At 63.9% G+C, this 26,698-nt stretch carries 22 protein-coding genes and 2 pseudogenes; 11 read left to right on the plus strand and 13 right to left on the minus strand.

Going from position 1 to position 26,698, the window contains the following annotated elements; translation table 11 throughout:
- Window positions 1-418: 418 nt before the first annotated feature.
- Genes ptsP through UW3_RS0102550 form a run of 3 tightly spaced genes read left to right on the plus strand, consistent with a single transcriptional unit; the run spans window position 419 to window position 5,957 of the window.
- Window positions 419-3,277 (plus strand): phosphoenolpyruvate--protein phosphotransferase, encoded by a 2,859-nt coding sequence (ptsP, locus tag UW3_RS0102540; protein ID WP_010220639.1) that lies wholly within the window; start codon window positions 419-421, stop codon window positions 3,275-3,277.
- Complete coding sequence (gene pfkB / locus UW3_RS0102545) at window positions 3,277-4,224, plus strand: 1-phosphofructokinase (RefSeq protein ID WP_010220641.1); 948 nt, start codon at window positions 3,277-3,279, stop codon at window positions 4,222-4,224. The genes ptsP and pfkB overlap by 1 nt, the downstream gene beginning before the upstream one ends.
- Complete coding sequence (locus UW3_RS0102550; protein WP_010220642.1) at window positions 4,221-5,957, plus strand: PTS fructose-like transporter subunit IIB; 1,737 nt, start codon at window positions 4,221-4,223, stop codon at window positions 5,955-5,957. Before pfkB ends, UW3_RS0102550 begins: the two co-directional genes overlap by 4 nt.
- Here UW3_RS0102550 and UW3_RS0102555 read toward each other — a convergent pair whose 3' ends face one another.
- Complete coding sequence (locus UW3_RS0102555; RefSeq protein ID WP_010220643.1) at window positions 5,958-6,188, minus strand: DUF3820 family protein; 231 nt, start codon at window positions 6,186-6,188, stop codon at window positions 5,958-5,960.
- 204 nt (window positions 6,189-6,392) lie between these two features.
- Here UW3_RS0102555 and UW3_RS0102560 point away from each other — a divergent pair, with 204 nt between their 5' ends.
- Entirely contained in the window at window positions 6,393-6,869 is a 477-nt protein-coding gene (locus UW3_RS0102560; protein WP_010220644.1) for a PA2169 family four-helix-bundle protein, read from the plus strand.
- Here the strand turns inward: UW3_RS0102560 and UW3_RS0102565 are convergent.
- From UW3_RS0102565 to UW3_RS0102575, 4 genes and pseudogenes are all read right to left on the minus strand, one after another.
- Window positions 6,866-8,359 (minus strand): sensor domain-containing diguanylate cyclase, encoded by a 1,494-nt coding sequence (locus UW3_RS0102565; RefSeq protein ID WP_010220645.1) that lies wholly within the window; start codon window positions 8,357-8,359, stop codon window positions 6,866-6,868. The two genes, UW3_RS0102560 and UW3_RS0102565, sit on opposite strands and share 4 nt — an antisense overlap.
- Window positions 8,360-8,623: 264 nt before the next feature.
- Window positions 8,624-8,725 (minus strand): annotated as a pseudogene (locus UW3_RS29190) (IS110 family transposase); the annotation flags it as partial.
- An 87-nt stretch (window positions 8,726-8,812) separates the two neighbouring features.
- Window positions 8,813-10,144, minus strand: a complete 1,332-nt coding sequence (locus UW3_RS0102570) for an OprD family porin (RefSeq protein ID WP_010220646.1) — start codon at window positions 10,142-10,144, stop codon at window positions 8,813-8,815.
- A 206-nt stretch (window positions 10,145-10,350) separates the two neighbouring features.
- On the minus strand, window positions 10,351-10,566 hold the full coding sequence (locus UW3_RS0102575) for a hypothetical protein (protein WP_010220647.1): 216 nt from the start codon (window positions 10,564-10,566) through the stop codon (window positions 10,351-10,353).
- Window positions 10,567-10,829: 263 nt separating this feature from the next.
- Here UW3_RS0102575 and UW3_RS30155 point away from each other — a divergent pair.
- A pseudogene (locus tag UW3_RS30155) lies at window positions 10,830-11,111 on the plus strand (PAS domain-containing protein); the annotation flags it as partial.
- Window positions 11,112-11,366: 255 nt separating this feature from the next.
- On the plus strand, window positions 11,367-12,413 hold the full coding sequence (locus UW3_RS0102580) for a methyl-accepting chemotaxis protein (protein ID WP_374045287.1): 1,047 nt from the start codon (window positions 11,367-11,369) through the stop codon (window positions 12,411-12,413).
- A 6-nt stretch (window positions 12,414-12,419) separates the two neighbouring features.
- Here the strand turns inward: UW3_RS0102580 and UW3_RS0102585 are convergent, their stop codons facing one another.
- From UW3_RS0102585 to norR, 4 genes are all read right to left on the minus strand, one after another.
- Window positions 12,420-13,154: a YkgJ family cysteine cluster protein gene (locus UW3_RS0102585; protein WP_026001170.1), complete on the minus strand. Its 735-nt coding sequence runs from the start codon at window positions 13,152-13,154 to the stop codon at window positions 12,420-12,422.
- Window positions 13,155-13,165: 11 nt separating this feature from the next.
- A complete protein-coding gene (locus tag UW3_RS0102590) occupies window positions 13,166-13,477 on the minus strand; it encodes a hypothetical protein (RefSeq protein ID WP_010220650.1) in 312 nt (103 codons plus the stop codon).
- A gap of 81 nt (window positions 13,478-13,558) precedes the next feature.
- Complete coding sequence (locus UW3_RS0102595) at window positions 13,559-14,458, minus strand: chemotaxis protein (protein ID WP_010220652.1); 900 nt, start codon at window positions 14,456-14,458, stop codon at window positions 13,559-13,561.
- Window positions 14,459-14,538: 80 nt separating this feature from the next.
- Window positions 14,539-16,092, minus strand: a complete 1,554-nt coding sequence (norR, locus tag UW3_RS0102600) for a nitric oxide reductase transcriptional regulator NorR (RefSeq protein WP_010220653.1) — start codon at window positions 16,090-16,092, stop codon at window positions 14,539-14,541.
- Window positions 16,093-16,245: 153 nt separating this feature from the next.
- On the opposite strand from norR, the gene hmpA reads away from it, so the two are divergent.
- Both hmpA and UW3_RS0102610 read left to right on the plus strand, forming a co-directional pair.
- The gene (gene hmpA, locus UW3_RS0102605) at window positions 16,246-17,427 is read left to right on the plus strand and encodes an NO-inducible flavohemoprotein (RefSeq protein ID WP_010220655.1); all 1,182 of its coding nucleotides are present in this window, start codon (window positions 16,246-16,248) and stop codon (window positions 17,425-17,427) included.
- A 171-nt stretch (window positions 17,428-17,598) separates the two neighbouring features.
- Window positions 17,599-18,066 (plus strand): phosphate-starvation-inducible protein PsiE, encoded by a 468-nt coding sequence (locus tag UW3_RS0102610; RefSeq protein WP_010220656.1) that lies wholly within the window; start codon window positions 17,599-17,601, stop codon window positions 18,064-18,066.
- Window positions 18,067-18,180: 114 nt separating this feature from the next.
- On the opposite strand, the gene UW3_RS0102615 is transcribed toward UW3_RS0102610, so the two are convergent.
- From UW3_RS0102615 to UW3_RS0102630, 4 genes are all read right to left on the minus strand, one after another.
- Complete coding sequence (locus UW3_RS0102615) at window positions 18,181-18,585, minus strand: HPF/RaiA family ribosome-associated protein (RefSeq protein WP_010220657.1); 405 nt, start codon at window positions 18,583-18,585, stop codon at window positions 18,181-18,183.
- 178 nt (window positions 18,586-18,763) lie between these two features.
- Window positions 18,764-21,103, minus strand: coding sequence for a TonB-dependent Fe(3+) dicitrate receptor FecA (fecA, locus tag UW3_RS0102620; RefSeq protein ID WP_010220659.1), 2,340 nt, complete (start codon window positions 21,101-21,103; stop codon window positions 18,764-18,766).
- Window positions 21,104-21,193: 90 nt separating this feature from the next.
- A complete protein-coding gene (locus UW3_RS0102625) occupies window positions 21,194-22,126 on the minus strand; it encodes a DUF4880 domain-containing protein (protein WP_010220661.1) in 933 nt (310 codons plus the stop codon).
- Window positions 22,123-22,617 carry a sigma-70 family RNA polymerase sigma factor gene (locus tag UW3_RS0102630; protein WP_010220662.1) on the minus strand — a complete coding sequence of 165 codons (495 nt, stop codon included), beginning with the start codon at window positions 22,615-22,617 and terminating at the stop codon, window positions 22,123-22,125. Before UW3_RS0102630 ends, UW3_RS0102625 begins: the two co-directional genes overlap by 4 nt.
- 219 nt (window positions 22,618-22,836) lie before the next feature.
- On the opposite strand from UW3_RS0102630, the gene UW3_RS0102635 reads away from it, so the two are divergent.
- The 3 genes from UW3_RS0102635 to UW3_RS26400 form a co-directional block, all read left to right on the plus strand.
- Window positions 22,837-24,804: a ligand-gated channel protein gene (locus UW3_RS0102635; protein ID WP_010220664.1), complete on the plus strand. Its 1,968-nt coding sequence runs from the start codon at window positions 22,837-22,839 to the stop codon at window positions 24,802-24,804.
- A 75-nt stretch (window positions 24,805-24,879) separates the two neighbouring features.
- Entirely contained in the window at window positions 24,880-25,185 is a 306-nt protein-coding gene (locus UW3_RS0102640) for a DUF3649 domain-containing protein (protein WP_010220665.1), read from the plus strand.
- Window positions 25,182-26,698 (plus strand): PepSY-associated TM helix domain-containing protein (locus UW3_RS26400; protein ID WP_010220667.1); only part of this gene is annotated, 1,517 nt, incomplete at its 3' end. The genes UW3_RS0102640 and UW3_RS26400, both read left to right, overlap by 4 nt.

Raw genomic sequence — 26,698 nt, forward strand, 5'->3', positions numbered from 1 at the left:
TGGGTTACGACCGCTTCGCGCTCGATCGCCGGCAAGGCCAGCTCCCACAGCGTTGGCGCAGTCCCTGTGGGAGCTGGTTTGCCAGCGATGAGGCCAGTGCAGCCAACAACGTAGGTGGCGCTTGGGTTGCGACCGCTTCGCGCTCGATCGCCGGCAAGGCCAGCTCCCACAGCGTTGGCGCAGTACCTGTGGGCGCTGGCGCAGTACCTGTGGGAGCGGTGCAGCTCCAGCAATACGACAAGCAGGGCTTCATTGATCGCACATTATCGAGTAACGTGCTCGTAAATTTAGATTAAACGTTTCAGCAGGCGATTTTCTGCCGATCCAAGCGCCTGGACGGGGTCATTGCAACTGGCCCTCAGCTGAACAATTCACAACAATACCTCAGCACCCACCTGGTGCTGCAAAGGAGAAGGTCATGCTCGAGCTCACCGTGGAGCAGATATCCATGGGCCAGTCGGCTGTGGATAAGTCGGCGGCACTGCACCTGTTGGCCGAGCGCCTGGTCAGTGATGGCCTGGTCGCCGACGGCTATCTGGCCGGGCTGCAGGCCCGTGAAGCACAAGGCTCGACCTTCCTCGGCCAAGGTATTGCCATCCCCCATGGCACCCCCGAAACCCGCGAGCTGGTGCATGCCACCGGCGTGCGCCTGCTGCAGTTCCCCGAAGGGGTGGACTGGGGCGATGGCCAGATCGTCTACCTGGCCATCGGCATCGCCGCGCGCTCCGATGAACACCTGCGCCTGCTGCAACTGCTGACCCGCGCCCTGGGCGAGACCGACCTTGCCGAAGCCCTGCGCCGCGCCAGCTCCGCCGAAGCCTTGCTCAAGTTGCTGCAAGGCGCGCCGCAAGAGCTGGCCCTGGATGCGCAGATGATCGGCCTGGGGCTGCCCGCCGAAGATTTTGATGAGCTGGTGTGGCGCGCCGCGCGCTTGCTGACCCGCGCAGAATGCGTCGGCGGCGGCTTTGCCGGGGTGTTGCAGCAGGTCGATCCGCTGCCGCTGGGCGAGGGCTTGTGGTGGCTGCACAGCGAGCAGGCGGTGCGCCAGCCGGGCCTGGCTTTCGTTACCCCGCAACAAGCGCTGCGCCACAACGGCCAACCGGTGCATGGCCTGTTCTGCCTGGCCAGCCTCGGTGCTGCGCATCAGGCCTTGCTTGAGCGCCTGTGTACGCTGTTGATCGAAGGCCGCGGCCAGGAGCTGTGCCGCGCCACCAACAGCCGCACGGTGCTCGAAGTGCTGGGCGGCGAGTTGCCCGCCGACTGGCCGAGCGCGCGTATCGGCCTGGCCAACGCCCACGGCCTGCATGCGCGCCCGGCCAAGGAGCTGGCGCAACTGGCGAAAAATTTTGCAGGCGAGATTCGCCTGCGCCTGATCGACAGCTGCCAGCCGGCGGTGTCGGCCAAGAGCCTGAGCAAGCTGCTCAGCCTCGGCGCACGGCGTGGGCAGATTCTGGAAATCATCGCTGAACCCAGCATTGCCAACGATGCCTTGCCTGCGCTGCTGGCCGCGATTGAAGCGGGCCTGGGCGAAGAGGTCGAGGCGCTGGCGCCGGTCGTCGAGGCGGTCATCGACGTGATGGCTGAGCCTGAACTTGTCGCGCCCGCAGCGGGCGCGCTGATCCAGGGCGTTGCTGCGGCACCGGGCATTGCCAGTGGCCCGGCGCATATCCAGGTGCAGCGTGAGTTCGACTACCCGTTGCGCGGTGAGTCGCTGCCGATTGAACGGCAACGCCTGCAACACGCACTGGCCAATGTTAACCACGAAATCGAAGCGCTGACCCAGCGCAGCCCGGCCAAGGCCATCCGCGAGATTTTCATCACCCATCAGGAGATGCTCGCCGACCCGGACCTCACTGACGAAGTCGACCAGCGCCTGCGCCAGGGCGAAAGCGCGGCGGCGGCGTGGATGGCGGTGATCGATGCCGCCGCGCGCCAACAGGAAGCCTTGCATGATGCGCTGCTCGCCGAGCGCGCCGCCGACCTGCGCGATATCGGTCGGCGGGTATTGGCCCAACTGTGTGGCGAAGCCGACGTGCCGGCGCCGGAGCAGCCTTATGTGCTGGTGATGGAGGAGGTCGGCCCGTCGGATGTGGCGCGACTCGACCCGCAACGGGTGGCGGGGATTCTTACCGCCCGTGGCGGCGCTACCGCCCACAGCGCCATCGTCGCCCGCGCCCTGGGTATCCCTGCTGTCGTTGGCGCTGGCGATGCCGTGCTGCTGATTGCCCCGGGCACGCCGCTGTTGCTCGATGGCCAACGCGGCCGCTTGGCGGTGGCACCCGCGGCTGAAGAACTCGAACGTGCCCTGGCCGAACGCGACCGTCGCGAGCAACGCCTGCACGCTGCCAAGGCCCGGCGCCTGGAGCCGGCGGTCACCCGCGACGGCCATGCCATCGAGGTGTTCGCCAATATCGGTGAAAGCGCCGGGATCGAAGCGGTGGTCGACCAGGGCGCCGAAGGCGTCGGCCTGCTGCGCACCGAACTGATTTTCATGGCCCACCAGCAAGCCCCCGACGAAGCCGTGCAAGAGGCCGAGTACCGCCGCGTGCTCGATGGCCTCGACGGTCGGCCGCTGGTGGTGCGCACCCTCGATGTCGGCGGCGACAAGCCCTTGCCCTACTGGCCGATCGCCAAGGAAGAAAACCCCTTCCTCGGCGTGCGCGGCATCCGCCTGACCCTGCAGCGCCCGCACGTGATGGAAAGCCAGTTGCGCGCCTTGCTGCGGGCCGCCGGCGACCGGCCGCTGCGGATCATGTTCCCGATGGTCGGCCAGCTCGAAGAGTGGCGCCAGGCCCGGGCCATGGTCGAGCGCCTGCGCGAGGAAATCGCTGTCAGCGACCTGCAACTGGGGATCATGATCGAGGTGCCGTCGGCCGCCTTGCTGGCGCCGGTACTGGCCCAGGAAGTGGACTTCTTCAGCATCGGCACCAACGACCTGACCCAGTACACCTTGGCCATCGACCGCGGCCACCCGAGCCTCTCGGCGCAAGCGGACGGCCTGCACCCGGCGGTGCTGCAACTGATCGACATCACCGTGCGCGCCGCCCATGCCCATGGCAAGTGGGTCGGGGTGTGCGGCGAGCTGGCCGCCGACCCGCAGGCGGTGGCGCTGTTGCTCGGCCTTGGCGTCGATGAGCTGAGCGTTGCGGCGCGCAGCATTGCCGAGGTCAAAGCCGAAGTACGTGAACTGAATTTTGAACATGCCCAGCAGCTCGCGCGCCAAGCGTTGCTGCAGGGCAGTGCCGGCGCAGTGCGGGCACTGGTGGAGACCCGTTGATGGCCAAGATACTGACCCTGACCCTGAACCCGGCGCTGGACCTTACCGTCAGCCTCGACAGCCTGCATGCAGGTCAGGTCAACCGCAGCCAGGCGCAGCACAGCCACGCCGCCGGCAAGGGCCTGAACGTTGCCCAGGTGCTGGCCGACCTCGGCCATAGCGTGACCGTGGGCGGCTTTCTCGGCCGCGACAACCTGGCGCCGTTCGAGGCCCTGATCGCCCGCCGTGGCTTTGCCGATTGCTTCGTGCGGGTGGCAGGCGAGACCCGTTGCAACATCAAACTGGTCGAAGCCAGCGGCCAGGTCACCGATATCAACGGCCCCGGCCCGCAGGTCGATGAGCAAGCGCGCCTGGAACTGCTGACCCGCCTTGAGCAGATCGCCCCCGGCCACGCTGCGGTGGTGGTCGCAGGCAGCCTGCCGCGTGGCATCAGCCCGCAGTGGCTGCAGATGCTTCTGGCCCGGCTCAAGGCCATGGGCCTGAAAGTGGCCCTGGACAGCAGCGGCGAAGCCTTGCGTGCCGGGCTTGCCTGCGCACCGTGGCTGGGCAAGCCGAACACCGACGAGCTGGGCGAAGTGCTCGGCAGTGCTGTGCATGACTTTGCCCAGCAGCAACAAGCGGCGACCCGCCTGATCGGCCAGGGCGTCGAGCATGTGGTGGTGTCCCAGGGCGAGCAGGGGGTCAACTGGTTCTACTCGGGCAGTGCCCTCGGCGCCGTGCCGCCCAAGGTCACGGTGGCCAGCACCGTCGGCGCGGGTGACTCGCTGCTGGCGGGCATGGTCCATGGCCTGCTGAGCGCCGATAGCCCTGCGCAAACCCTGCGCCGGGCTACGGCGATTGCCGCCCAGGCGGTGACCCAGATCGGCTTCGGTATTAACGACCGGGCACAACTGGCGCAGCTGGAAAGCCAGGTGCAGCTGACAGAACAACAAGAGGGTTGCAGATGAACATTGCCATCGTCACCGCCTGCCCCAATGGCCAGGTCTCCAGTGTGCTCAGTGCGCGCCTGCTGGAAGCGGCAGCGCTGCGCCAGGGCTGGAGCACCAGCGTCGAAGTGCACGACCCGCAGCAAGCCGAGCGCCAGCTGTCTGACGCCGCGATTGCCGCTGCCGACTGGGTGCTGGTGATCAACACCGGCCCACTGGACCTTCGCCGTTTTGCCGGCAAGCGGCTGTACCAGAGCACCCCGGCGCAAGCGCTGGCGGATGTGGAAAACTTTTTGCGTGAAGCGGCCGACAAGGCTGTGGTCTATCAGCCCGAAGCCGAGCAGGTGGCAGCCCCTGTCGAGCGCAGCGCCAAAGTCGTCGCGGTCACCGCGTGCCCGACTGGCGTCGCCCATACCTTCATGGCCGCCGAAGCGTTGCAGCAGGCGGCGCAGCAACTGGGCTACCAGCTCAGCGTCGAAACCCAGGGTTCGGTGGGGGCGCGCAATCCGTTGTCGGCAACGGCCATTGCCGAAGCCGATGTGGTGCTGCTGGCTGCCGACATCGAGGTGCCCACCGCGCGTTTTGCCGGCAAGCGCATTTATCGCTGCGGCACCGGCGTGGCCCTCAAGCAGGCCCAGGCCACGCTGAAAAAAGCCCTCGCTGAAGGCAGGGAGGAATCTGCCGCGCAAGGTGCCAGCGCCGCCCCGGCCCGCAGCGAGAAAACCGGGGTGTACAAGCACTTGCTCACCGGTGTGTCGTTCATGCTGCCGATGGTGGTGGCCGGTGGCTTGCTGATCGCGCTGTCGTTCGTCTTCGGTATCGAGGCCTACAAGGAGCCCGGCACCTTGCCGGCCGCATTGATGCAGATCGGCGGCGAGGCGGCCTTCAAACTGATGGTGCCGTTGCTGGCCGGTTACATTGCCTATTCGATTGCCGACCGTCCGGGGCTGGCGCCGGGGATGATTGGCGGCCTGTTGGCCAGCACCCTGGGGGCGGGTTTTATCGGCGGTATCGTCGCCGGATTCCTGGCCGGTTACAGCGCCAAGGCCATCAGCCGCTGGGCGCGTTTGCCGACCAGCCTTGAAGCACTCAAGCCGATCCTGATCATCCCGCTGCTGGCCAGCCTGTTCACCGGCCTGGTGATGATCTATGTGGTCGGTAAACCAGTGGCTGGCATGCTCGAAGGCCTGACCCATTTTCTCGACAGCATGGGCACCACCAACGCGATTCTGCTCGGGGTGTTGCTCGGCGGGATGATGTGCGTCGATTTGGGCGGGCCGATCAACAAGGCGGCCTATGCGTTTTCTGTCGGCCTGCTGGCCTCGCAGAGTTACGCGCCGATGGCCGCGACCATGGCCGCCGGTATGGTGCCGCCGATTGGCCTGGGCATCGCCAGCTTCATTGCCCGGCGCAAGTTCGCCCAGAGCGAGCGCGAAGCCGGCAAGGCGGCGCTGGTGCTGGGCTTGTGCTTTATCTCCGAGGGGGCGATTCCATTTGCCGCCAAGGACCCGCTGCGGGTGATCCCGGCCAGTGTCGTCGGCGGTGCGCTGACCGGCGCCTTGTCGATGTATTTCGGCTGCAAGCTGATGGCGCCCCATGGCGGCCTGTTCGTCATGCTGATCCCCAATGCGATCAACCATGCCTTGCTGTATCTGCTGGCGATCGTCGCCGGTAGCCTGCTGACGGCGCTGGTGTATGCAGTGCTCAAGCGCGGCGAAGGGGTGGAGCTGGCGGTGCAGCCGGCCAAGGCCTGATCAGTTGCGCGGGCGCGGGTGCTTCTTGCGCAGGGGCACCAGCAGGTCGCTCAGGCCGTTGTGATCGACCTCGTGCATCAGGGCCAGCAGGCCGCCCAGCTCGCCCTTGGGAAAGCCCTGGCGGGCGAACCAGTTGAGGTAGTGTCCCGGCAGGTCGGCAATCAGCCGGCCCTGGTATTTGCCGTAGGGCATTTCACGGGTGACCAGCAGGACGAGGGCTTCCGGGTTCATGGCAAGGGTATTCTTGGGATGGATGGGCGCCAACATACATGCAATCTGCATGAAGGCCAAAGGACAGTTCATGCAGAACGCGTGAAAGTCATAAGTTCATTTAATTTCAAGCTATTGAAAATTAAAGATATTTTCTAAGCTCTCAGGCTGGCACGAACCCTGCTCCGATCTATTGCATCTTCCCTCATGCAAAGGAGCAATGTCATGACTACTCCCAACAAAGAAGTCGTCTCGGTTCTCAACGAACTGATCGAATTCAGCAAGGATGGCGAAAAGGGTTTCAAAACCTCTGCCGAGGATGTGAAGAATCCGGAGCTGAAAAGCTATTTCATCCAGCGTTCTGGTGAGTGCGGTAGCGCCGCTGTGGAACTGCAGCAGCAAGTGCGTATCCTCGGTGGTGATCCGGAAACCTCGACCAGCGTCAGCGGTGACCTGCACCGTGGCTGGGTCAACCTGAAGTCGATGCTCACCGGCAAGGATGAAGAAGCGGTGCTCAACGAAGTCGAGCGCGGCGAGGACCATGCTCTCAAAGCCTACAAGGACGCCCTGGAAACACTGGCCCGCCTCAACACCCTGCCAAGCAGCGAGGTCTATGCCCTGGTTGAACGTCAGTACCATGGCGTGCAGCGCAACCATGACCAGGTCAAGGCCCTGCGCAACCAGGCGCGCGCCAAGTCTTAAGCGGCTACTTCGACCCGGTTGCGACCGTTGCCCTTGGCACGGTAAAGCGCCTCATCGGCATCGCCCAGCAAGGTCGCAAGCTCTTGCTGGGCGCCTGGCGTGTGGCAACCGATGCCAATGCTGACGGTGACCGGTGCGGTGTCATCGGCAAATGGCGGCAGCGCCTCGACAGCGGCACGAATGCGCTCAGCCAGGAGCCGGGCACCGGGCAGTTCGGTCTCCGGCAACACCACCAGAAACTCCTCCCCACCGTAGCGTGCGGCCAGGTCGGCCGGGCGGCGGATGCTGCTGGCGATGGCGCTGGCCACCTGGCGCAAGGCGGCATCCCCACCCGGGTGCCCGTGGCGCTCGTTGAAGGCCTTGAAGTGATCGACGTCGATCATCAACACCGCCAGCGGCCGGGCATTGCGCAGGCTGCGCGCCCATTCCTGGCGCAGCACCTGGTCCAGGCGCCGGCGGTTGGCCAGGCCCGTCAGGCTGTCGGTGGCGGCGAGGGCGGCCAGGCCTTGTTCGGCGCTGTGCCGGCGACGCAGTTCGCGGCCCAGCAGCAAGGTCAGCCAGAGAATACCGATGCACAGCACGCCGGTGGCCACGCTGACCAGCACCGCTGTGCGCCGCCACGACTGGAACACTTCGTCGGCGGAGTGCGCAACGATAACGATCAGCGGCAGGTCGCCGACCCGGGCGAAGGTGAACAGGCGTTGTTTGCCGGTGCGCGTGGAGACCCCGGCAAAGGTGCCGCTGACATCCGCGCGCATGCGCTGAAAGTTCGGCCGGTCGCTGTAATTCTGGCCGATGCGCGGCTCGTCGGGCGTAGCCGGGTGACGCACCAACAGCACGCCGTCGGTGTTCATCAGGTTGATACTGCTGTCGCTGCCGATGTCCAGGCGCTGGAACAGCGTGCTGAAGTACGACAGGCGCAAGGCCCCGGCAGCGACCCCGAGAAATTCCCCGTGGGGCCCGGAGATACGCCGGCTGAAGCTGATGCACCAGTCCAGGTCGCCCAGCCGCGCTTTGAACGGCTGGCCAATCAGCAACCCCAGGTTGGGGTTGTCGCGGTGTTGCTGGAAGTCCTTGCTGTTGGCGAAATTGGCCTGGCGCGGGATGGCGCTGGTGGAGTCGGCGACCACATCACCCTTGGCGTCGAGCCAGAGGATATCGCCGCGCACCGGTGCGGTAACGGCTTGGTTGAACAGAATCTGTTGGCGCAGCTCGGTGGGCACCGCGAGCAGTTCCGGGCGCTGTATGGCCCAGATCAGGCTTTGCAGGGAGAGGTCATAGAGTTCGACATTGCGCACGATGTCGCTTTCGATCAGTTGCACGATATTGCTGGCCGAGCGCGCGGCGGCCTGTTCGGCGCTGCTGCGTTCGCGCATCAACAGGAAGGTGACGATGGCGACGATGGCGAGCACTGCAAGGCAACTGCCCAGATTGAGGATCAGCTCCGGATGAGACTTGTACAGGGCGGATCGCTGGGATCGGGTGGGCAACGTCATGGTCACTAATGCCGAAGACCGTCTAGAAAGTGCGGTGTTACTGCGCGGCGGCCGTATTCTAGGGGGGCAGGGATTGTCGGACAAGGATTTAATCGTGTCTTCTGACGAGTAGATGCAACTGTTTGCGGTGAGAGCAACTGTCGGTCATCTGGTTAACTGTGGGAGCCGGCCTTGCCGGCGATGGGGTGCGTAGCACCCCCGGCCCGGCTATGCCGGGCATCGCCAGCAAGGCTGGCTCCCACAGGGACTCAACCGCCTTCAAGCCGGCTGTTCTCGCCAGGGTGTTCCGCTTTTGAGCATGGCATTCAATCGCACGATCAATACCCGCATGCACGCAACCACCGCCACTTTCGCGCACTCGTAGCCGCCCGTGGCTTCAAGCAAAACCTCTAGGCACCTCGGATTAGCAACTTGTCATTCACCGCTCCCACTACCGGGTTGGGGCGATCAGAAAATGTTCAGCGGGTAGTCAACGATCACCCGGTACTCGTCGACATCGCTGTCGATATGCGAGTAGCCCTGGGTGCCACGGTGCGAGGCCCAGCGCAGCAGCACCGAGAGATCCTTGAGCTGGCCTTCCTGGAACACGTACTGCAGGTCGACGTCACGTTCCCAGTGCTGGGCGTTCTCGCCATCGGCGTTGTACCAGTGGCCGTAGCCGACGCTGTTGGGGTCGACCTTGCTCATGTCCAGCTCACCGCGCGAGTAGGACACAATCGAGGTCAGCCCCGGGATGCCGGCCCCGGCGAAGTCATAGGCGTACTTGAGCTTCCACGAACGCTCGTTGGGGCCGTTGAAGTCCGAGTAGATCTGCGAGTTGTCCAGGAAGATGCTGTCACCCTGGTTGATGTAGTCGAACGGGGTGTTGCCGTTGACCCGCTGGTACACCGCGGTAAGGCTGTTGTAGCCGACGTTGACGGTGAAGTGCAGGCTGTAGGTGTTGTTGTCGATGTGCCCGAGCAGCGCCTGGCCGGTGTCCTGGGTGTGATAGAAGTGCAGGCCCGGGTTGAGGCTGACCAGCTCGTTGAGCTGCCAGGTGTAGTCGACATCGAAGTAGTACTGGTTCCAGATGTCCTTGAGCTCGGCGGCATACAGGCTCGAGGTCAGGTTCGGCACGCCGCTCCAGGCCACGCCGGCCCAGTTCAGGTGACGGCTGTCGCGCTCGTCCTGCAGCTTGCCGTAGAAGGTGTCGATACGCCGGTGGCCGCTCTGGTTGTAGGGCTTGGTGAAGCTGGCTTGACCGGCTTCGAGCATCACCCCGTCAAAGCTGTTGTTGGTGAGGCTGACGCCGCGGAAGGTCTGCGGCAGCATGCGCGACTCGCCACCGGCGATCACCGGGTTGGTGAGGAACAGGTCGCCGGCCTTGAGCACGGTGTCAAACGCCTTGAGCTTGAGCGCAGCACCGGCGGTGGAGAACGAATCATGGGCCTTGCCCGGTTCGCCATCACCCTTGGTGTTGATCGGCAGGATGCTGGAACCGGAGGTGCCGCCTCCGCCGTCGAGTTTCAGCCCGAGCATGGCGTGGGCATCGAGGCCGAAACCGACCGTGCCCGGGGTGTAGCCCGATTCGAACTTGCCGAGAAAACCCTGACCCCATTCGCGGTTGTCACGCACACCCGGCAGCAGCTGGTTGCGGTTCAGGTAGTAGTTGCGTGCGTGCACGTTGAGACTCGACCCTTCGATAAAACCTTCGGCCTTTTCCTCGTCGGCCTGGGCAGTGAAGGGCATCGTTGCAGCCAATGCAACGAACAGCGGGGTGAAGCGTAAAGCAGTGTTCACCGGTGTGGACTCCTTGGGGTGAATGTACGGCAGTTTTTATTGTACGAAAGACGTTCTTGTCATGAACAAACGAGCCAGCGCGCTGGCACTTTTCGACACACGAAAAAAAAGCCGCTGATCGGCAGCGGCTTTGAAAGACAACCGCACAGGCATTCAAGTCACCTGTGCAGCCATCGAGGGAGTCGAAGGGGTGAAACGGGGCCCGATCAGCTCTCGGACGCGTCATCCGCATCAGCCTTTGCAGCGGTCTGTTCCAGGCCCTGGGCCTGCTCGGACTGGTGCTTGGCGATGACCTCCTGAAGAACCGTGGCACGCTCGGCGTTACGGGCAACAAAAGCCTGGGATTCTTCAGCCATGGCCAGTGGCGACAGCAACAGGGAGGACAGGACGAATACGCTGGCAACACCCATACTGTTGGACATTTGCAACAACCTTCTTGCTTGGCAAGTGTGAAGTAGGTCTGAGTAAATTAGTCGGAAATGGCTGAAAGAAACAGTTACTTTTGGGATAAGCACTGTTGCGTCAAAGGTAATAGTCATTGAATTTGCGTTGGCTTCAATCGCGGGCTACCCCGCGACCGGTAGTGGCCAAGTGCCAATATCCTGCGCTGGATCAAGGTTGGGCAAAAAATTGCCACTAAAGTCGTACGCCCTGCCGATTCTCCCGACAATAACGAGTGCCTCCGATGAAGAGCAATTTGCCTGTGACCGGTCGCAATGTGGATTATCCCGGTGACGCCAATATCCTTTCCACCACTGACCTGACCAGCCAGATCACTTACGCCAATGACGACTTCATCAAGGTCAGTGGTTTTACCCGCGAAGAGCTGATAGGCAGCGCCCACCATATCGTCCGCCACCCGGACATGCCGCCCCAGGCCTTCGCACAAATGTGGCAGACACTGAAAAGTGGCCAGTCGTGGATGGGGCTGGTGAAGAACCGTTGCAAGAACGGTGATCACTATTGGGTCAGCGCGTTCGTCACGCCCATCTCCAGCAATGGCCAGGCCGTGGAGTATCAGTCGGTGCGGACCAAGCCCAGTGCCGAGCAGGTCGAGGCCGCCGAGCGCTGCTACGCGAGGATGTGCAGCGGTCCGCTGCGCTGGTGGCAGCGTTTGCCGGTGGTTGGTTTGGCCTGGCAACTGTGGGGCGGGGTGACCCTGGCGCTGGCGGCGGTGTTCGCTTTCAGCCGGCTGCTGTTGCCGGCCCTGCCATGGCAAGGTGTGCTGGAACTGATCCTGGCCAGTGGCCTGGCGGCCTTGATGATCTTCATCGCCTTGCGCCCGCTCGAGCGTTTGCGCGTCCAGGCCCAGGCCATCGCCGACAACCCCTTGAGCCAGCAGCTGTACACCGGTCGGCGCGACGGCATTGGCCAGATCGACTTTGCCCTGCGCATGCTCAAGGGCCAGTTGGGCGCGGTGGTCGGCCGTATAGGCGACACCTCGCGGCGCCTGGCCGGGCATACCGGTAGCCTGGCTCAATCGCTGCAAAGCAGTCACAGCAACAGCCTGGAACAACAGAGCGAAGCCGATCAGGTGGCCACTGCGATCAACCAGATGGCCGCCAGCGTCGCCCAGGTCGCCAGCAGTGCCCAGCAAGCCTCCCAGGCCGCCGACCAGGCCGAGGGTGAAACCCAGGCCGGGCATCAACTGGTCGACCTCAACCGCAGCGCCATCCAGAACCTGGCCAATTCGCTGAGCTCGGCCACTGAAGTTATCCACAATCTGGAAAGCCACAGCAGCGAGATCACCGGGGTGCTGGAGGTGATTCGCGGCATCGCCGAGCAGACCAACCTGTTGGCCCTCAATGCCGCCATCGAAGCGGCCCGGGCCGGTGATCAGGGCCGCGGTTTTGCCGTGGTCGCCGACGAGGTACGCGGCCTGGCCCAGCGCACCGCGCAGTCGACCCACGAAATCCAGCGGATGATCAGCGCCTTGCAAAATGGCGCGCGTGAAGCGGTGCAGGTCATGCAGCAGAGCAGCGAACATGCCGGGCACAGTGTCGAGCAGGCCCAGCGCGCCGCCAGTGCCCTGGACGGCATCAGCCTGCGGGTCAACCAGATCAGCGAAATGAGCCTGCAGATCGCCGCGGCGGTAGAGCAGCAGAGCCAGGTCAGCGAGAACATCAACCGCAACATCATCAGCATCCGCCAGGCCAGCGAAGCCACGGTGCAGGTCGGCCAGCAGAGCCACCTGAGCGCCACCGACGTGGCCGGGCTGGCGCAGGACCTGCGCCGGCTGGCGGATGAATTCTGGCGGCGTTGTCAGTAGGGCGGTTCAGAACCCGATGAAGCTGTAGTAGGTGCCGGGTTCGCTGCGAGTCTTCGCACCGCACGCCTCAAGCTCGGCACTCAAGGCCGGATCGATCACATGCAGCGTCCATGCTGCCACGGGCTGATCGAGCGGCGGTTGCTCAAGGGCCTGGGCCAGCGCCGCGGTGTCGGGCAGGTAAGCGGTAAAGCCATTGCCCTTGAGCGCGCTGACATCAATGCCCAGCGCCTGGCAGATGGCGAGCTTGGCGCGGATATCGTCGCGATCGGCCTGGCGCGAACGCTCGATCAGTTCAGCCAGGCGCTTATCCACCAACTGATTGCCGTGAATCAGCGCCGGGCCGCTTTGCCAGGCTTCGCTCGGGCAGTCCTTGGCCTCGGGGCGCAGCGGGATGTGCGGATTGATTTCCATCGGGTAGATACGGCACACCAGCGGGCGGATCTCGTAGATGCCGCAGCGGTTGTCGTCGTCGAGGTTGCGGCAGCGGCCGGGGTTGAAGGCGGCAAAGGTGATGGTGACCCAGGCCTCGCTGCTGCCGCAGGGCACCGGCCAGGAGCGGCGCGTGGCGTGCTCGCGCTGTTCTGCCGGCAGGCCCAGGCCATTGGCCAGGAAGGCTTCGGCCAGGACGATGACCTGGCCGCCGGTACCCGCCCACTGTCGGGCCTCGCTCAGGGTCAGGGGGACATGATGGCCGGTGCAGCACTTGCCACAGCCGGTGCAGTCGAAACGGATATCGGTAATGGGCGCGCTGTTCACGGTTGGCCAGGCGTCCATTCGGTGACGAAGGCAGCCTTGCGCTTTTTATCGAACAGGCACAGTTCGGTGCCCTTGCGGTTGTTCATGTGCTTTTGCGGGTAGCGGCCTTCGAGCAGCAGGGCGCTGTAGCCCACACGGTCGTCGAACTCGGCGGCCTTGCCCAGGGCCTTGACCTGTTTGAGCTGGCTGGCGCCGATGCAGCTTTTCAGCACCTGCTGTTGATGATCGCTCCAGGCCTGGCTGCTGGATGCCTGGGCGCCAGCGCTGAACACAGCGCAGCCGAGCAGGGTGAAGAGGAGGGCTTTCATCGGCGGGATACTCGCAAAAACGTGCGCACAATTGTGCCTGAGCCTCAGGCACATTCAAGCGCAACGCTTCGCGGCTATGTATCAGCGTTCTTCGAAGGCCACGGTGCGGGCGGCGACGATCAGGCAGTCGGTCAGGTCTGGCGAGGAGAACTTGGTCAGTACCGCGTTGGCCCCGGCATCCTTGGCTTTATCGCTGTTCATGGCGCTGTCCAGCGAGGTGTGCAACAGCACGTAGAGGTGCTGGAAATCCGGGGTTTCGCGCAGGGTGCGGGTGAAGGCGTAGCCGTCCATCTCCGACATCTCGATGTCCGACACCACCACGTTGATCTCGCGCTCGGTGCCTTGCAGTTCGAGCAAGGTGTTGATCGCGTCCTTGGCGCTGCGCGCGGTGTGGCATTCGATACCGAGGTTGCGCAGGGTATGCACCGACTGCTGCAGGGCCACCTGGCTGTCATCGACCACCAGGATGTTGGTGGCGGCCAGCACTGCGGCGTCTTCAGCGCTGAGCTCGGAAGTCACCACCTCGTGCGTCGGCGGGGCGATGCCGTGGATGACCTTCTCGATATCCAGCACTTGCACCAGGGTGTTGTCGACCCGGGTCACGCCGGTGATGAACGACTTGCTCCCCGACCCATAGGGTGGCGGCTTGATGTCGGTGCTCAGGCAATGGACGATCTTGCTCACCGCCTGCACATGCAACCCCTGCTTGGAGCGGCTGATGTCGGTGACGATCAGGCAGCCGCCGTCCGGGTCTTCCAGCGGCCGTTCGCCGATGGCCCGGGACAGGTCGATGACCGACAGCGAGTTGCCCCGCAAGGTGGCCACGCCTTTGACGTGGGGGTGCGACTCCGGCAGCTTGGTCAGCGGCGGGCAGGGGATGATTTCACTGACCTTGAGCAGGTTGATCGCCATCAGCTTGCCGCTGCGCAGGGTAAACAGCAGCAGCGACAGCGAATCCGCGCGGGCATTTTGCGACGCCATAGGCACCTTCAGGGCAGAGTAATAGGGGGAGATGCCAGGTTATCGACCCGGCGGCCCGTGGCTTTAATCACTCGGTGAAATCAGCGTAGACCCAAGCGCCGTGCCAGGCGACTGAGATTGGCCCGATCCAGGCCAAGTTCGCGGGCAGTGCTGGCCCAGTTGTGCTGGTGGCGCTCCAGGCACGCCTGGATCAGCTGGCGCTGGTAGTCATCCAGGGCCTGGCGCAGATCGCCGCCGGGCAGCGGTGCCTCGGCCAATGCAGTGGTGTCGATGGGGGCAGGGGCCGACTCAACCGGGCGCAGGTCCAGGTCGGCGGCATCCAGGGTGAGGATTTTCGGTCGCAGGCCATGCTGCCCCAGGGCCTTGAGCGCCGAACGGCCGATCAGGTGTTCCAGCTCGCGCACGTTGCCCGGCCAGTTGTAGGCAATCAGCGCGGCTTGGGCTTCGGGGCTCAGGCGCAGGCTGCCCAGGCCCATGCGCGAGCGGTTCTGCTCGAGAAAATAGCCACTGAGCAGCAGCACATCGCGCCCGCGTTCGCGCAGCGGTGGCACCAGCAGTGGGTATACGCTCAGGCGGTGGTAAAAGTCGGCGCGGTAGCGTCCGGCGCGCACTTCTTCGGCCAGGTCGCGGTTGCTGGCGGCGATCAGGCGCACATCGACGCGGTGCTCCTGGTCCGAGCCCAGGCGCTGTAGCTGGCCGCTCTGCAGCACGCGCAAGAGCTTGGCCTGCACGCTCAGCGACAATTCGCCGACTTCATCGAGAAACAACGTGCCGCCATTGGCCAGTTCAAACTTGCCGCGCCGCTCGCCCACCGCGCCGGTAAAGGCGCCACGGACATGGCCGAACAGCTCGCTCTCGACCAGGGTGTCGGGCAGCGCCGCACAGTTGAGGCTGATCATCGGCTGCTGGGCGCGGCTTGAGGCTTGATGGATAGCCTGGGCCACCAACTCTTTGCCCACCCCGGTTTCGCCGGTGATCAATACCGTCAGGTCGCTACTGCCGACCAGGCGGATTTCTTCCAGCAGGCGTTTGAGCGCCTTGCTCTGGCCGATCAGTTCCTTGTGCTGCTGGCCGCTGGCCTGGCGGTAAACCTCGGCGCGCTGGTGTTCGTCTTCGGCGCGCAGGGCCAGGTGTTCGATGCGTTCGGCGACATTGACCGTGGCCGCCGCCAGGCTGGCAAAGGCCTGCAGGGCATCGAGTTCGACCTGCTGGAACTGTTCCGGGTTCAGCGCATCGAGGGTGATCAGGCCCCAGGGCCGTTCATCGACAAACAGCGGGCAGCCCATGCAGTCGTGCACCTCCAGGTGCTGATGCAGGCCCTCGACCAAGCCGTCGTAGGGGTCGGGCAGTTTGCTGTCGCTGGCAAAGCGGGTCGGCTCGCTGTGGCTGAGGATGGCCGCAAAGCGCGGATGCTCATCGACCTTGAAGCGCCGCCCGAGGGTATCGGTGCTCAAGCCGTCCACGGCCAGTGGTACCAGCCATTCGCCGTCCAGGCGCAACAGCGCGGCAGCGTCGCAGGGCAGCAGGCTGCGCATGGCTTCGAGCAGGCGCCGGTAGCGTTCGCGCTCGGGCAGTTCGCGGGACAGGTCGCTGACCAGCGGCAGCAAGGCGGTGAGCAGGGATTTTGCGGTCATAAAGACTCCTGTGGGTCAATATGACTATATCGCAGTCGTTGTCTTTATGACTCTTTATTTTGTAAGTTGTTGGTTTATATAGATTTAATAGTTGGCACGAAAGCTGTAATAACCAAGGCATTCATCAAGAAGCCACAGGCTCAGGAGTCATCCATGCTTAATGCCCAGGATCGTGCAATCGTCAAAGCCACCGTACCCCTGCTGGAAAGCGGCGGAGAAGCGCTGACCACCCATTTCTACAAGCTGATGCTCAGCGAGTACCCCGAGGTGCGTCCGCTGTTCAACCAGGCGCACCAGGCCAGCGGCGACCAGCCCCGGGCCCTGGCCAACGGCGTGCTGATGTACGCACGGCACATCGACCAGCTCGAACAACTGGGCGGCCTGGTCGGCCAGATCATCAACAAGCATGTGGCCTTGCAGATCCTTCCGGAACATTACCCGATCGTCGGTAGCTGCCTGCTGCGCGCCATCGAAGAAGTGCTCGGCAAGGAGATTGCCACCCCCGAAGTGATCGCAGCCTGGGGCGCGGCCTATCAGCAACTGGCCGATATCCTCATCGGCGCTGAAGGCGATATCTATGCGCAAAAAGCCGCGGCCCCGGGTGGCTGGCGTGGTGCGCGCGAGTTCAAGCTGGTCGAGCGGGTCGAGGAGAGCAGCGAGATCGTCTCCTTCTATTTCGCCCCGGTCGATGGCGGTGCGATTTTGCAGGCTGAGCCTGGCCAGTACATCGGCCTGCAACTGTTCATCTACGGCCAGGAGCAGCGCCGCAACTACTCGCTGTCGGCCCTGAGCACTGCCGGCCAGTACCGCATCAGTGTCAAGCGCGAAGCCGGCGGCAAGGTCTCCAACTACCTGCACGAGCAGTTGGCCGTGGGCGCCACCATCAACCTGTTCCCGCCATCGGGCGAGTTCACTTTGAGCGCCAGTGAAAAACCGCTGGTGCTGATCAGTGGCGGCGTCGGCATCACCCCGACCTTGCCGATGCTCGAGGCGGCGCTGGACAGCGGGCGCCTGGTGCACTTCATTCACTGCGCGCGCAACGGCGCGGTGCACGCTTTCCGCGGCTGGGTCGATGAACTGGCGGCGCGCCACCCGCAGGTCAAGCGCTTCTACTGCTATGCCGAAGACGATGGCGTCAGCCAGCCGGCGGACGCCGTGGGCCTGCTCAGCGCCGATCAACTGGGCGCATGGTTGCCGCAAGAGCGTGATGTGGACGCCTACTTCCTTGGCCCGAAAGCCTTCATGGCTACCATCAAGCGCCACCTCAAGGGCCTGGGGGTGCCGGAGCAGCAGAGCCGCTACGAATTCTTCGGCCCGGCGTCGGCGCTGGAGTAAACACGATTCGGTAACCGCGAACTGCAAGGATAAGGGCACAGCCAGCGATGGCTGTGCCTTGCGGCAATCGGTCGCCTTCTCAAGCAGGGGGCTTGGCCTTTTTACTGCATGCAGACCAAGCGTCATGCGCCTGGCGCATCATCCTTCCAGCCGTATCAAGGAAACCGTATCGTGAGCATCAATTGGGCTGACAAACTGCGCAAGCGCCTGCATGGCTCGGCCGACTCGCTGGGCAACCTGTGCGTCGAGGCGTTCCACTACCTGGCCCTGTTCGGCATCGGTGGCATCACCGCCTACGCGGCCGTGGCCACCTTCATCGAGATGCTCGGCAAGGGCGTCAGCGTCGACGACATCCTGCTGCTGTTCATCTACCTCGAGCTCGGCGCCATGGTGGGGATCTACTTCAAGACCAACCACATGCCGATCCGCTTCCTGCTGTATGTGGCGATCACTGCGCTGACCCGCCTGCTGATTGGCGACGTGTCGCACCACAAAGCGCCGGACGCCGGCCTGTTGTACGTGTGCGGCGGCATCCTGCTGCTGGCGTTCTCGATCCTGGTGGTGCGCTACGCCTCGTACCGCTATCCGTCGACCAAGGCTATCGATGCCAGTGGCAAGGAGATCGAGGAAGCGAAGTAGCGGGCACTGGGGGAGCGGGCCTGGCCCCGCGATCGGGCGCGTAGCGCTCGCAACCCAGGCAAAAAAAGGCGAGCCCCCTGGGCTCGCCTTTTTACCGTCTGCGTTGCTGATTATTCAGTTGAAGCTAGCTTGCTCGTTCTCCAGAAACTCTTCCTGCAACAGCCCGTCATTCTGGGCACCGCTGTCGCTTTGCTGGGTGACCGCGCGTTTGCTGCGCAGCTTGCCGTAGAAGTGCTCCAGGGCGTGGTTGAGCTTGATCGCGGCTCCGTCGACAGCCTGGTCGAGGGATGCGGCTTTGTGGCTTACGGAAATCGGTTGATGGCCTTTTGGGCGTGCCTCCATCTGGCAGCGTTTGTCATGCGGACCTGGCTTGTCGCCATTCTCGTCGCGCAGGTGGACCTCGACGCGGGTGAGGTCTTCTTCGAAACGTTCGAGCGTGCTTTCTACCGTGCTGCGGACCCACTCTTCCAGCCGGATGTTGCCTTGAATATGGTTGTCGCTATTGACTTGGATTTGCATAGTTCAATCCCTTATTCAGCTAGCTCGCAAGAGAATCGATGGGGCCTTTGCGGCCTGTGAGAACCATCGCCTCTTGACTACAAGGTCAGGCACTTGGCCGAACAATTCAAGCCCTTTTGAAATAAAAATATCTTGTAGCAAAAAGCCCGGCGGCGGCCGGGCTTTTGCATGCGCTGGATCAGAACGCGACGGAGGTCTGCAGGTATATCGTACGAGGTTCACCCACGTACTTGCCCTTGTTGTTGTCGTCGAACGAGCGGGTGTAGTACTGGTGATTGAAGATGTTCTTCACCCCCACGGCAACGTTGAGGTTCGCCAGTTGCGGGCCGAAGTCATAGGCTGCGCGGCTGCTGAACAGCATGTAGCCGGGGATGCGCCCGGTGCTGCCGTCGGCGCTTTCGGCCGCGGTGTTGGCGTTGTCGGCAAACTGGTCGCTCTGGTAGGTGCTGTCGAGGTTGAGCGTCCACTGGCCCTCGCTGTAGCCGATGCCCAGGGTGCCTTTGTGGCGGGATGAGAAGGGCACACGATTGCCCTTGTTCGGCCCGTCTTCACGGATTTTCGCGTCGACAAAGGCATAGGTTGCGTACACGTCGAAACCCGCCAGTGCCGGGTTCAGGCCTTCGAGGGCATACTTGACGCTGGTCTCGATGCCCTGGTGGCGGGTTTCGCCGCGGGCGATCACCGAATCGTTGGTCTGGTTGCTTTCGTACTGGTTGTCGAAATTGATCAGGAATGCGCCGATTTCAGCCTGCAGGTTGCCGTTGTCGTAGCGGGTACCCAGTTCCCAGGTGCGGGCTTTTTCCGGTTTGACTTCGCCACTGCTGACCCGGTTGGGCATCTGGCTGTACTGCACGCTGCCGAACGAGCCTTCGGTGTTGGCGTACAGGTTCCAGCTGTCCGTCAGGTGGTACATGACGTTGAGCGCCGGCAGGGCGGTGTTGTAGTCGCCCTGGTAGCGCTGGCCGTTGAGCTTGTTGGACTGCTCGGAGTCGATCATTTCGTAGCGGATGCCCGGGGTGATGGTCCACTGGCCGATGTCGATGCGGTCGTCGAGGAAAATCGCGTGGGCTTCGGTGCTGCCACGGGTGTCGCGGTCGTTGCGGCTGGCGGTGGTCGGCAGCTGGTTGGCGGCGATCGGTTCGCGGTAGCGCAGCTCATGGCCGGCTTCGTTGATGTAGCGGTAGCCAACGCCGACTTCGTGCCAGCTCTCGCCGAGGGCAAAGCCCTGGGAGAAGCGCGTTTCGATGCCGCGTACCCAGTATTCGCGCGGCGACAGCGAGACGAAGCTGCCCTGGTCCAGGTAACCGCTGCGCAGGGTCTTGGTGAAGAAGCTGTTGACGCTGAACTGACGGGCGTCTTCCTTGTAGTCATAGCCGAAGTTGAACATCGTCCGCCGACCCCAGAACTTGTCCTTCAGGCGGGTCGACTGGTACGGGTCGGCATCGTAGTCGGCAACGCTAAGGCCGCCGGGCATCTGCGCTTCGCCTTCGTAGTACTGGGCCATGGCGTGCAGGCTGTTGGCCTCATCGAGCTGGTATTTGCCCTTGAGGATCAGGTCGTCGATCTGTGTGTCGCTGTGCTCGCGCCAGTCGCCGCCGCGGCTGCCGGAGTAGAGCAGGGCGCCGCCCAGGCCGTTGGCGTTGGTGCCGCCAGCGAGCAGGTTGGCGCTGGTCTTGAAACCGTCATGGCTGGAGGACGGGCTGGTCTGGGTCTGGAAGCCGGCTTTCACCGTCGGCTCGTCGGGGATCGCCCGGGTCACGAAGTTGACGATGCCGCCGACGTTCTGCGGGCCATAGCGTACCGCGCCGCCGCCGCGCACCACGTCCACCGCGTCCATGTTGCCCATGCTGATCGGGGCGAACGACAGCTGTGGCTGGCCGTAGGGGGCGAAAGGCACCGGGATGCCGTCCATCAGCACCGTCGAGCGCGAGGCCAGGCGTGGGTTCAGCCCGCGAATGCCGAAGTTCAGCGCCATGTCGTGGCTGCCGGTGCCGTTGTTTTCCGGGGCGTTGACGCCGGGGATACGATTGAGCACTTCGCGCGCGGTGGTGGCGCCGCTGCGTTCGAAGTCCTCGCGGCGGATCACGTCGCGGGCGCCGGCATGTTCGAAGACGTTGTCCTGCTGTGCCGCGCCCAGCCAGTCGCCGACCACGGTGGAGGCGCCGAGCTCGACCGGCGCATGGGTTGCCGCGAGCGGTTGCAGGCTGAAGGCGTTGTCACCCTCGGCACGCGCTTGCAGGCCGCTGCCTTGCAGCAGCGCATCGAGGCCTTGCTGCGGGCTGTACTGGCCCTGCAGGCCGGGGCTCTGCACGCCGCTGGTAAGGTGCGAGCCGAACGAGATCAGTACACCGCTTTCGCGGCCAAACTGGTTCAGGGCGTTTTCCAGGCTGGTGGGGGCGATCTGGTAGGTGCGCGCCGGGGCCTCTGCTGCCTGGGCGGCAACGGCGGTGAAACTCAGGCTGGCACCCAGCAGCAGGGTGCGCAGGGCCTGGGCAAGTGGGCTCGGTCGAAGAGGCATGCAGGAGGTCCTTGAGAAGGTCGAAGCAAAGGGGTCTGCCTTCTCTGTCACGCGAGAATTGAAAACGGCTCAGGTCCGTTGAAAAATGTTTCAGGCCCGCGCTTCGACCGTCACCCAGTAGCGGGTAAAGCGTCTGACGCGCACCGGTAATGCCACTTCCAGCATGTCGAGAATGCGTTCGCTGTCGGCCAGTGGATAACTGCCGGAGATCAGCAGGTTGGCGACCTCTGGCGCGCAATTGAGCTGACCGCGCCGGTAGCGGCCCAGCTCGTCGAGAAACGCCCCCAGGGGCATGTGCGCAGCCACCAGCATACCGTCGACCCAGGCCCCGGCATTGTTGTCCAGCGCCTGGGTGGCCTGCCATTGCGGGCCGTTGAAGTGCGCTTGCTGGCCGCCGGGCAACACCTGCCCGGCCAGGCTGGCGCTGCCTGCAAACACCGCCAGCTGGCTGTACCCGGCAAACTGTCGCAGGTTGTAGCGGCCACTGCTCAGGTGCAGCAGGCCGTGCGCGCTGAGCAGTTGCAACGGTCGGCTGTCGCCGGCCACCGTCAGTTGCAGCTCACCGTCCAACAGGCGTACCAGGCGCTGGCTGGCGTCGAAACGCACATCGGCGGCGCTGCGGGTGTTGAGCTGCAGCAGGCTGCCGTCGTCCAGGGCCAGGCGCCGGCGTTCGCCGACCGGGCTGCGGTAATCGGCCAGCAGTGTCGGCAGCGGGTTGTGCGAGTGCAAGGCCAGGCCACTGGCGCTGCCGACACCGAGGATCAGCAGGGTTTTCAGCGCCCGTCGGCGGCTGGCCGAACGTGGCGCCTGCAAGGCGGCGTGGGCCAGGGGCGAGGACAGGCCGCGCAAGCGCTGGTTGACCCGCTGGATGTGCTCCCAGGCGCGCTGGTGGTTGTCGTCGGCCTGCAACCATTGCTGCAGGGCCTGTTGCTGACGTGCATCGAGGGCACCGCCCTGCAGCTCGATCAGCCAGTGCACGGCCTGTTCGGCCACCTGCGGGGAAAACGCCTGATGGCCGTTCACAGGGCGAAGTAACAGCGCATGGCCGCCTTGCTCAGGTAGCGCTTGACTGTGGCCAGGGAGATGCCCAGTTGCGCAGCGATCTCGCTGTAGCCCAAGCCATCGACCTGGGCCATCAGGAAGGCGCGCTTGACCGCCAATGGCAGGCCGTCGAGCAGGCGGTCGAGCTCCAGCAGGGTCTCGAAAATGATTGCCCGGTGTTCTTCCGACGGCGCCAGTGCTTCGGGCAACTGCGCCAGCGCCTGGAGGTAGGCGCGCTCCAGGTCCTGACGGCGGTAGTGATTGCACAGCACGCGCTTGGCCACGGTGGTGAGGAACGCCCGCGGCTCGTTGAGCAGTGGCGTTTCGCGGGCCTGGAGCAGGCGCATGAAGGTGTCCTGGGCCAGGTCCGCAGCGCTGTCGGGGCAGCCCAGACGCCGGCGCAACCAGCCGGTCAGCCAGTTGTGATGGTCGAGGTAGAGGCCTTCGAGCGAGGAAGAGGGAGCGCTGGGCACCGTGAACACTCCGGCGCCGGGATGCGCAAAAGAATAAGAATTGTTCGCATTGTAGTAAAGAGTGCCACTACTCGGCAATCGGCGCCTGACTGACGGGCGTAGCAGAGGATCGGGAAAATGTAAAAAACGTAAATACGCTTTACTCTCATTTGAGAATAACTAGCATTCGCTCCCTTGGTGAATTTACGCAACCTTTACATTTCTCAGGGAGAGGTCCTCGTGTCCCCGACTTTCAGCAAATCCTGCCTCGCGCTTACCCTCTGCTCGCTGTACAGCGCCCACGCCAGCGCCCAGACCCAGCCACTGGAGCTGGACAACATGGTGGTGACCGCGTCGGGTTTCTCTCAGCAGATCAAGGATGCGCCGGCATCGATTTCGGTGATTACCCGCGAGCAGATCGAGAACAAGTCCTACCGTGACGTCACCGATGCCCTGCGCGATGTGCCGGGCGTGGTGGTCACCGGTGGCGCCAGCTCCAGCGACATCAGCATTCGCGGCATGGCCTCCAAGTACACCCTGATGCTGGTCGACGGCAAACGCCAGGACTCGCGCGCGACCCGCCCGAACAGCGATGGTGCCGGTATCGAGCAGGGCTGGATGCCGCCGCTGGAAGCCATCGAGCGTATCGAAGTGGTGCGCGGGCCGATGTCGTCGCTGTACGGCTCCGATGCCATGGGTGGGGTGATCAACATCATCACCCGCAAGGTCACCCCGCAGTGGTATGGCGGCATCCGCACTGAAGCGACCTTCCAGGACCGCTCCGACTCGGGCAACTACAACAGCACCAACGCCTTTATCTCCGGGCCGCTGGTCGACAACCTGGTTGGCCTGCAGCTGTACGGCCAGCGTTCGCGCCGCGACGAAGACCATATCGTCAACGGCTTCAACGAGCAGAGCACCGACAGTGCCACGGCCAAGCTCTCGTTCACCCCGGATGAACACAACGACATCACCCTGGAAGCGGGCAAGTCCGAGCAAGAGCGCAACGCGCACAAAGGCCGTTCGGCGAGCCGATCCGCCAGCCGCAACGACTACGACCGCACCAACTTTTCCATCACCCACTCCGGGCGCTGGGACAGCCTCACCAGCGAAAGCTACCTGCAGCGCGAGAAAATCGAGAACCCCGGCCGGCGCATGGAACTGGAAAACACCGTGCTCAATTCGCAGGTGTCGTTCTTCAGCGATTCGCACATCACCACCCTAGGCGGCCAGTACAAGTACGAAGACCTCAGCGACGAGGGCAACCAACTGGCCTCGGCGGCCAGCGTCAACCAACTGACCCGCTGGTCGTGGGCACTGTTTGCCGAAGACGAATGGCGCCTGACCGAAGCCTTCGCCCTGACCGGCGGCCTGCGCATGGACCGCGATGAAAACTACGGCACCCACTGGTCGCCACGCCTGTACGGGGTCTATCACCCGACCGAGCAATGGACCATCAAGGGTGGCGTATCCAGCGGTTATCGCTCGCCGGACATCCGCGCCGCCGTGGATGACTGGGGCCAGATCACCGGTGGCGGTGGCGATCCGGCAATCATCGTCGGCAACTCCAGCCTCAAGCCGGAAAAGAGCCTGAGCCAGGAAATCGGTTTCATCTGGGACAACCTTGAAGGTTTCTCCACCGGCCTGACCCTGTTCAACACCGACTTCAAGGACAAGATCACCGAGACCCGCCGCTGCACCGACAGCACCGGCAATGCCTCGGGCCAGTGCCAGATCGGCGGCACCTCGTACAAGTTCATCAGTGACCGGGTCAACGTCGATGAAGCGCAGATGCGCGGTATTGAAGCGACCCTGGACTGGGACATCACCCAGAGTGTGTCGCTGGCCACCAACTACACCTTCACCGCGTCCGAGCAGAAGAGCGGCCCGCAGAAGGGCAAGGCCTTGAACCAGATGCCACGGCACATGTTCAACGCCACCCTCGACTGGCAGGCTACAGACCAGCTGGGGACCTGGGCACGCCTGAACTATCGCGGCAAAACCTCGGATTACCTGGGCCGTACCACCATGTCCGACGGCACGCCGTCGTACACCTTCGTCGACCTCGGCGGCACCTATCGGGTGACCAAGAACGTTAAGCTGCTGGCCGGTGTGTACAACGTCTTCAACAAGGAAGTGGACTACGAAAACTACCAGACCGTACTGGATGGCCGCCGTTACACCGTGGGCGTCGATCTGTCGTTCTGATCCGTCTGGCCGGCGGCTTTGATTATGAGAATATAAATCATTATTATTGTGCGCTTCTCGTAATGGACGGATGCCATGAAAAGCAAAGCCGCCAGGCTGCCCCTCAGTTACCGCCTGGCCGTGACCTCCCGCAGCCTGGCTGCCGTGTTCGGTGGCTATCTGCTGGCGGCCATGGCCAGCGTCTGCATCACCCTGTTGCTGCCGGTGCCGCGTGCCGAGGCGGTGATCAGCGGCATGATGCTGTCCTTCCTGTTCTACCTGGTGGCCTTCCTCTGGTGCTTCGCCTGTCGTAGCGCCTGGCAGGCCTGGCTGGGTGTCCTGGTGCCAAGCCTGGTGCTGGCAATGATCAGCGGCCTGGCCTATTGGATGAAAAGCGCATGAAAGAGGGCTTTCGCCAGGCCATGGCCTGGCTGCACACCTGGACCGGGCTGATCTTCGGCTGGTTGCTGTTTGCGATTTTCCTGACCGGGACAATGTCCTATTTCAAGGAAGAAATCAGTCACTGGACGCAGCCGGAAGTGCCCAGCCGAGCGCTGGACCCGGCGGCGAGCCTGGACCTGGCCCAGCGCTACCTGCAGGAGCATGCGCCGACGGCCGGCAGCTGGTTCATCCAGTTGCCCAACGCCCGCGAACCGGCATTGAGCGTGGGCTGGCCCAAGCCTGGAGGCGGGCGCCGCGATTTCACCTCGAAAACCCTCGACCCTGCCACCGGCAGCGAACTGCAGGCGCGCGAGACCCGTGGCGGCGAGTTCTTCTATCGCTTCCACTTCCAGCTGCAGATGCCTCACCCCTGGGGCCGCTGGCTGTCGACCTTTGCCGCGTTCATCATGCTTCTGGGCCTGGTGACCGGAATCATTACCCACAAGAAGATCTTCAAGGAGTTCTTCACCTTCCGTCCGGGCAAGGGCCAGCGTTCCTGGCTCGACGGGCATAACGCCATTGGCGTGCTGGTGCTGCCGTTTCACCTGATGATCAGCTACAGCAGCCTGGTGATCTTCATGGCTATGGTCATGCCGGCCAGCATCATTGCCAGCTATGGCGACAATACCCGTGGCTTTTTCAGTGACCTGTTCGGTGCGCCCGACGAGGTCAAAGTGGCGGGTACACCGGCGCCGCTGCTGCCGTTGCCGCAGTTGTACGCCAAGGTTCAGGCGCAAGCGCCGGGGGCCAACCTGTCGTGGGTCGAGGTGCAGAACCCCGGTGACCAGAACGCCCGGGTACGCTTCGTGCGCCATGCCGGCGACCGCATCGCTCACCAGCGTGGCGGTGGCTGGCTGTTCGATGGGGTCAACGGCACCCTGCAGGGCGGCAGCCAGATCGATGCCACGCCGATGCTGATTTCCGGCGGCATGTACGGGTTGCACATGGGGGTTTTCGCCGGCCCATGGTTACGCTGGTTGTACTTCTTCTTCGGCCTGGCCGGCACGGCGGTGATCGGCACCGGCCTGGTGATGTGGCTGGGCAAGCGCCAGCTCAAGCATGCCAAGAGCGGCACCCAGCCGTTCGAGTTGCGCCTGGTCGAGGTGCTGAACATCGCCAGCATGAGCGGCCTGCTGATCGGCGTGGCGGCGTTCTTCTGGGCCAACCGCCTGTTGCCGATTGGCCTGGAGGGCCGTGCCGACTGGGAGATCAACAGTTTCTTCCTGCTCTGGGCGCTGTCGTTGCTGCACGCCATGCTGCGCCCGGGGCGCCGTGCCTGGGCCGAGCAACTGGGCCTGGGGGCCGTGCTGTGGGCGGCTTTGCCGCTGCTCAACGGCCTGACCACGGGGCAGGGCTTGAACCATTCGATCGCCGTCGGCGATTGGGCCATGGCCGGTTTCGACCTGAGCGCATTGGCCAGCGGGCTGTTCCTGGCCTGGGCCGCCGCCAAGATGTGGCGGGGGGGGGGGGGGGG

Source organism: Pseudomonas donghuensis, from assembly GCF_000259195.1.
GTDB classification, from domain to species: domain Bacteria; phylum Pseudomonadota; class Gammaproteobacteria; order Pseudomonadales; family Pseudomonadaceae; genus Aquipseudomonas; species Aquipseudomonas donghuensis.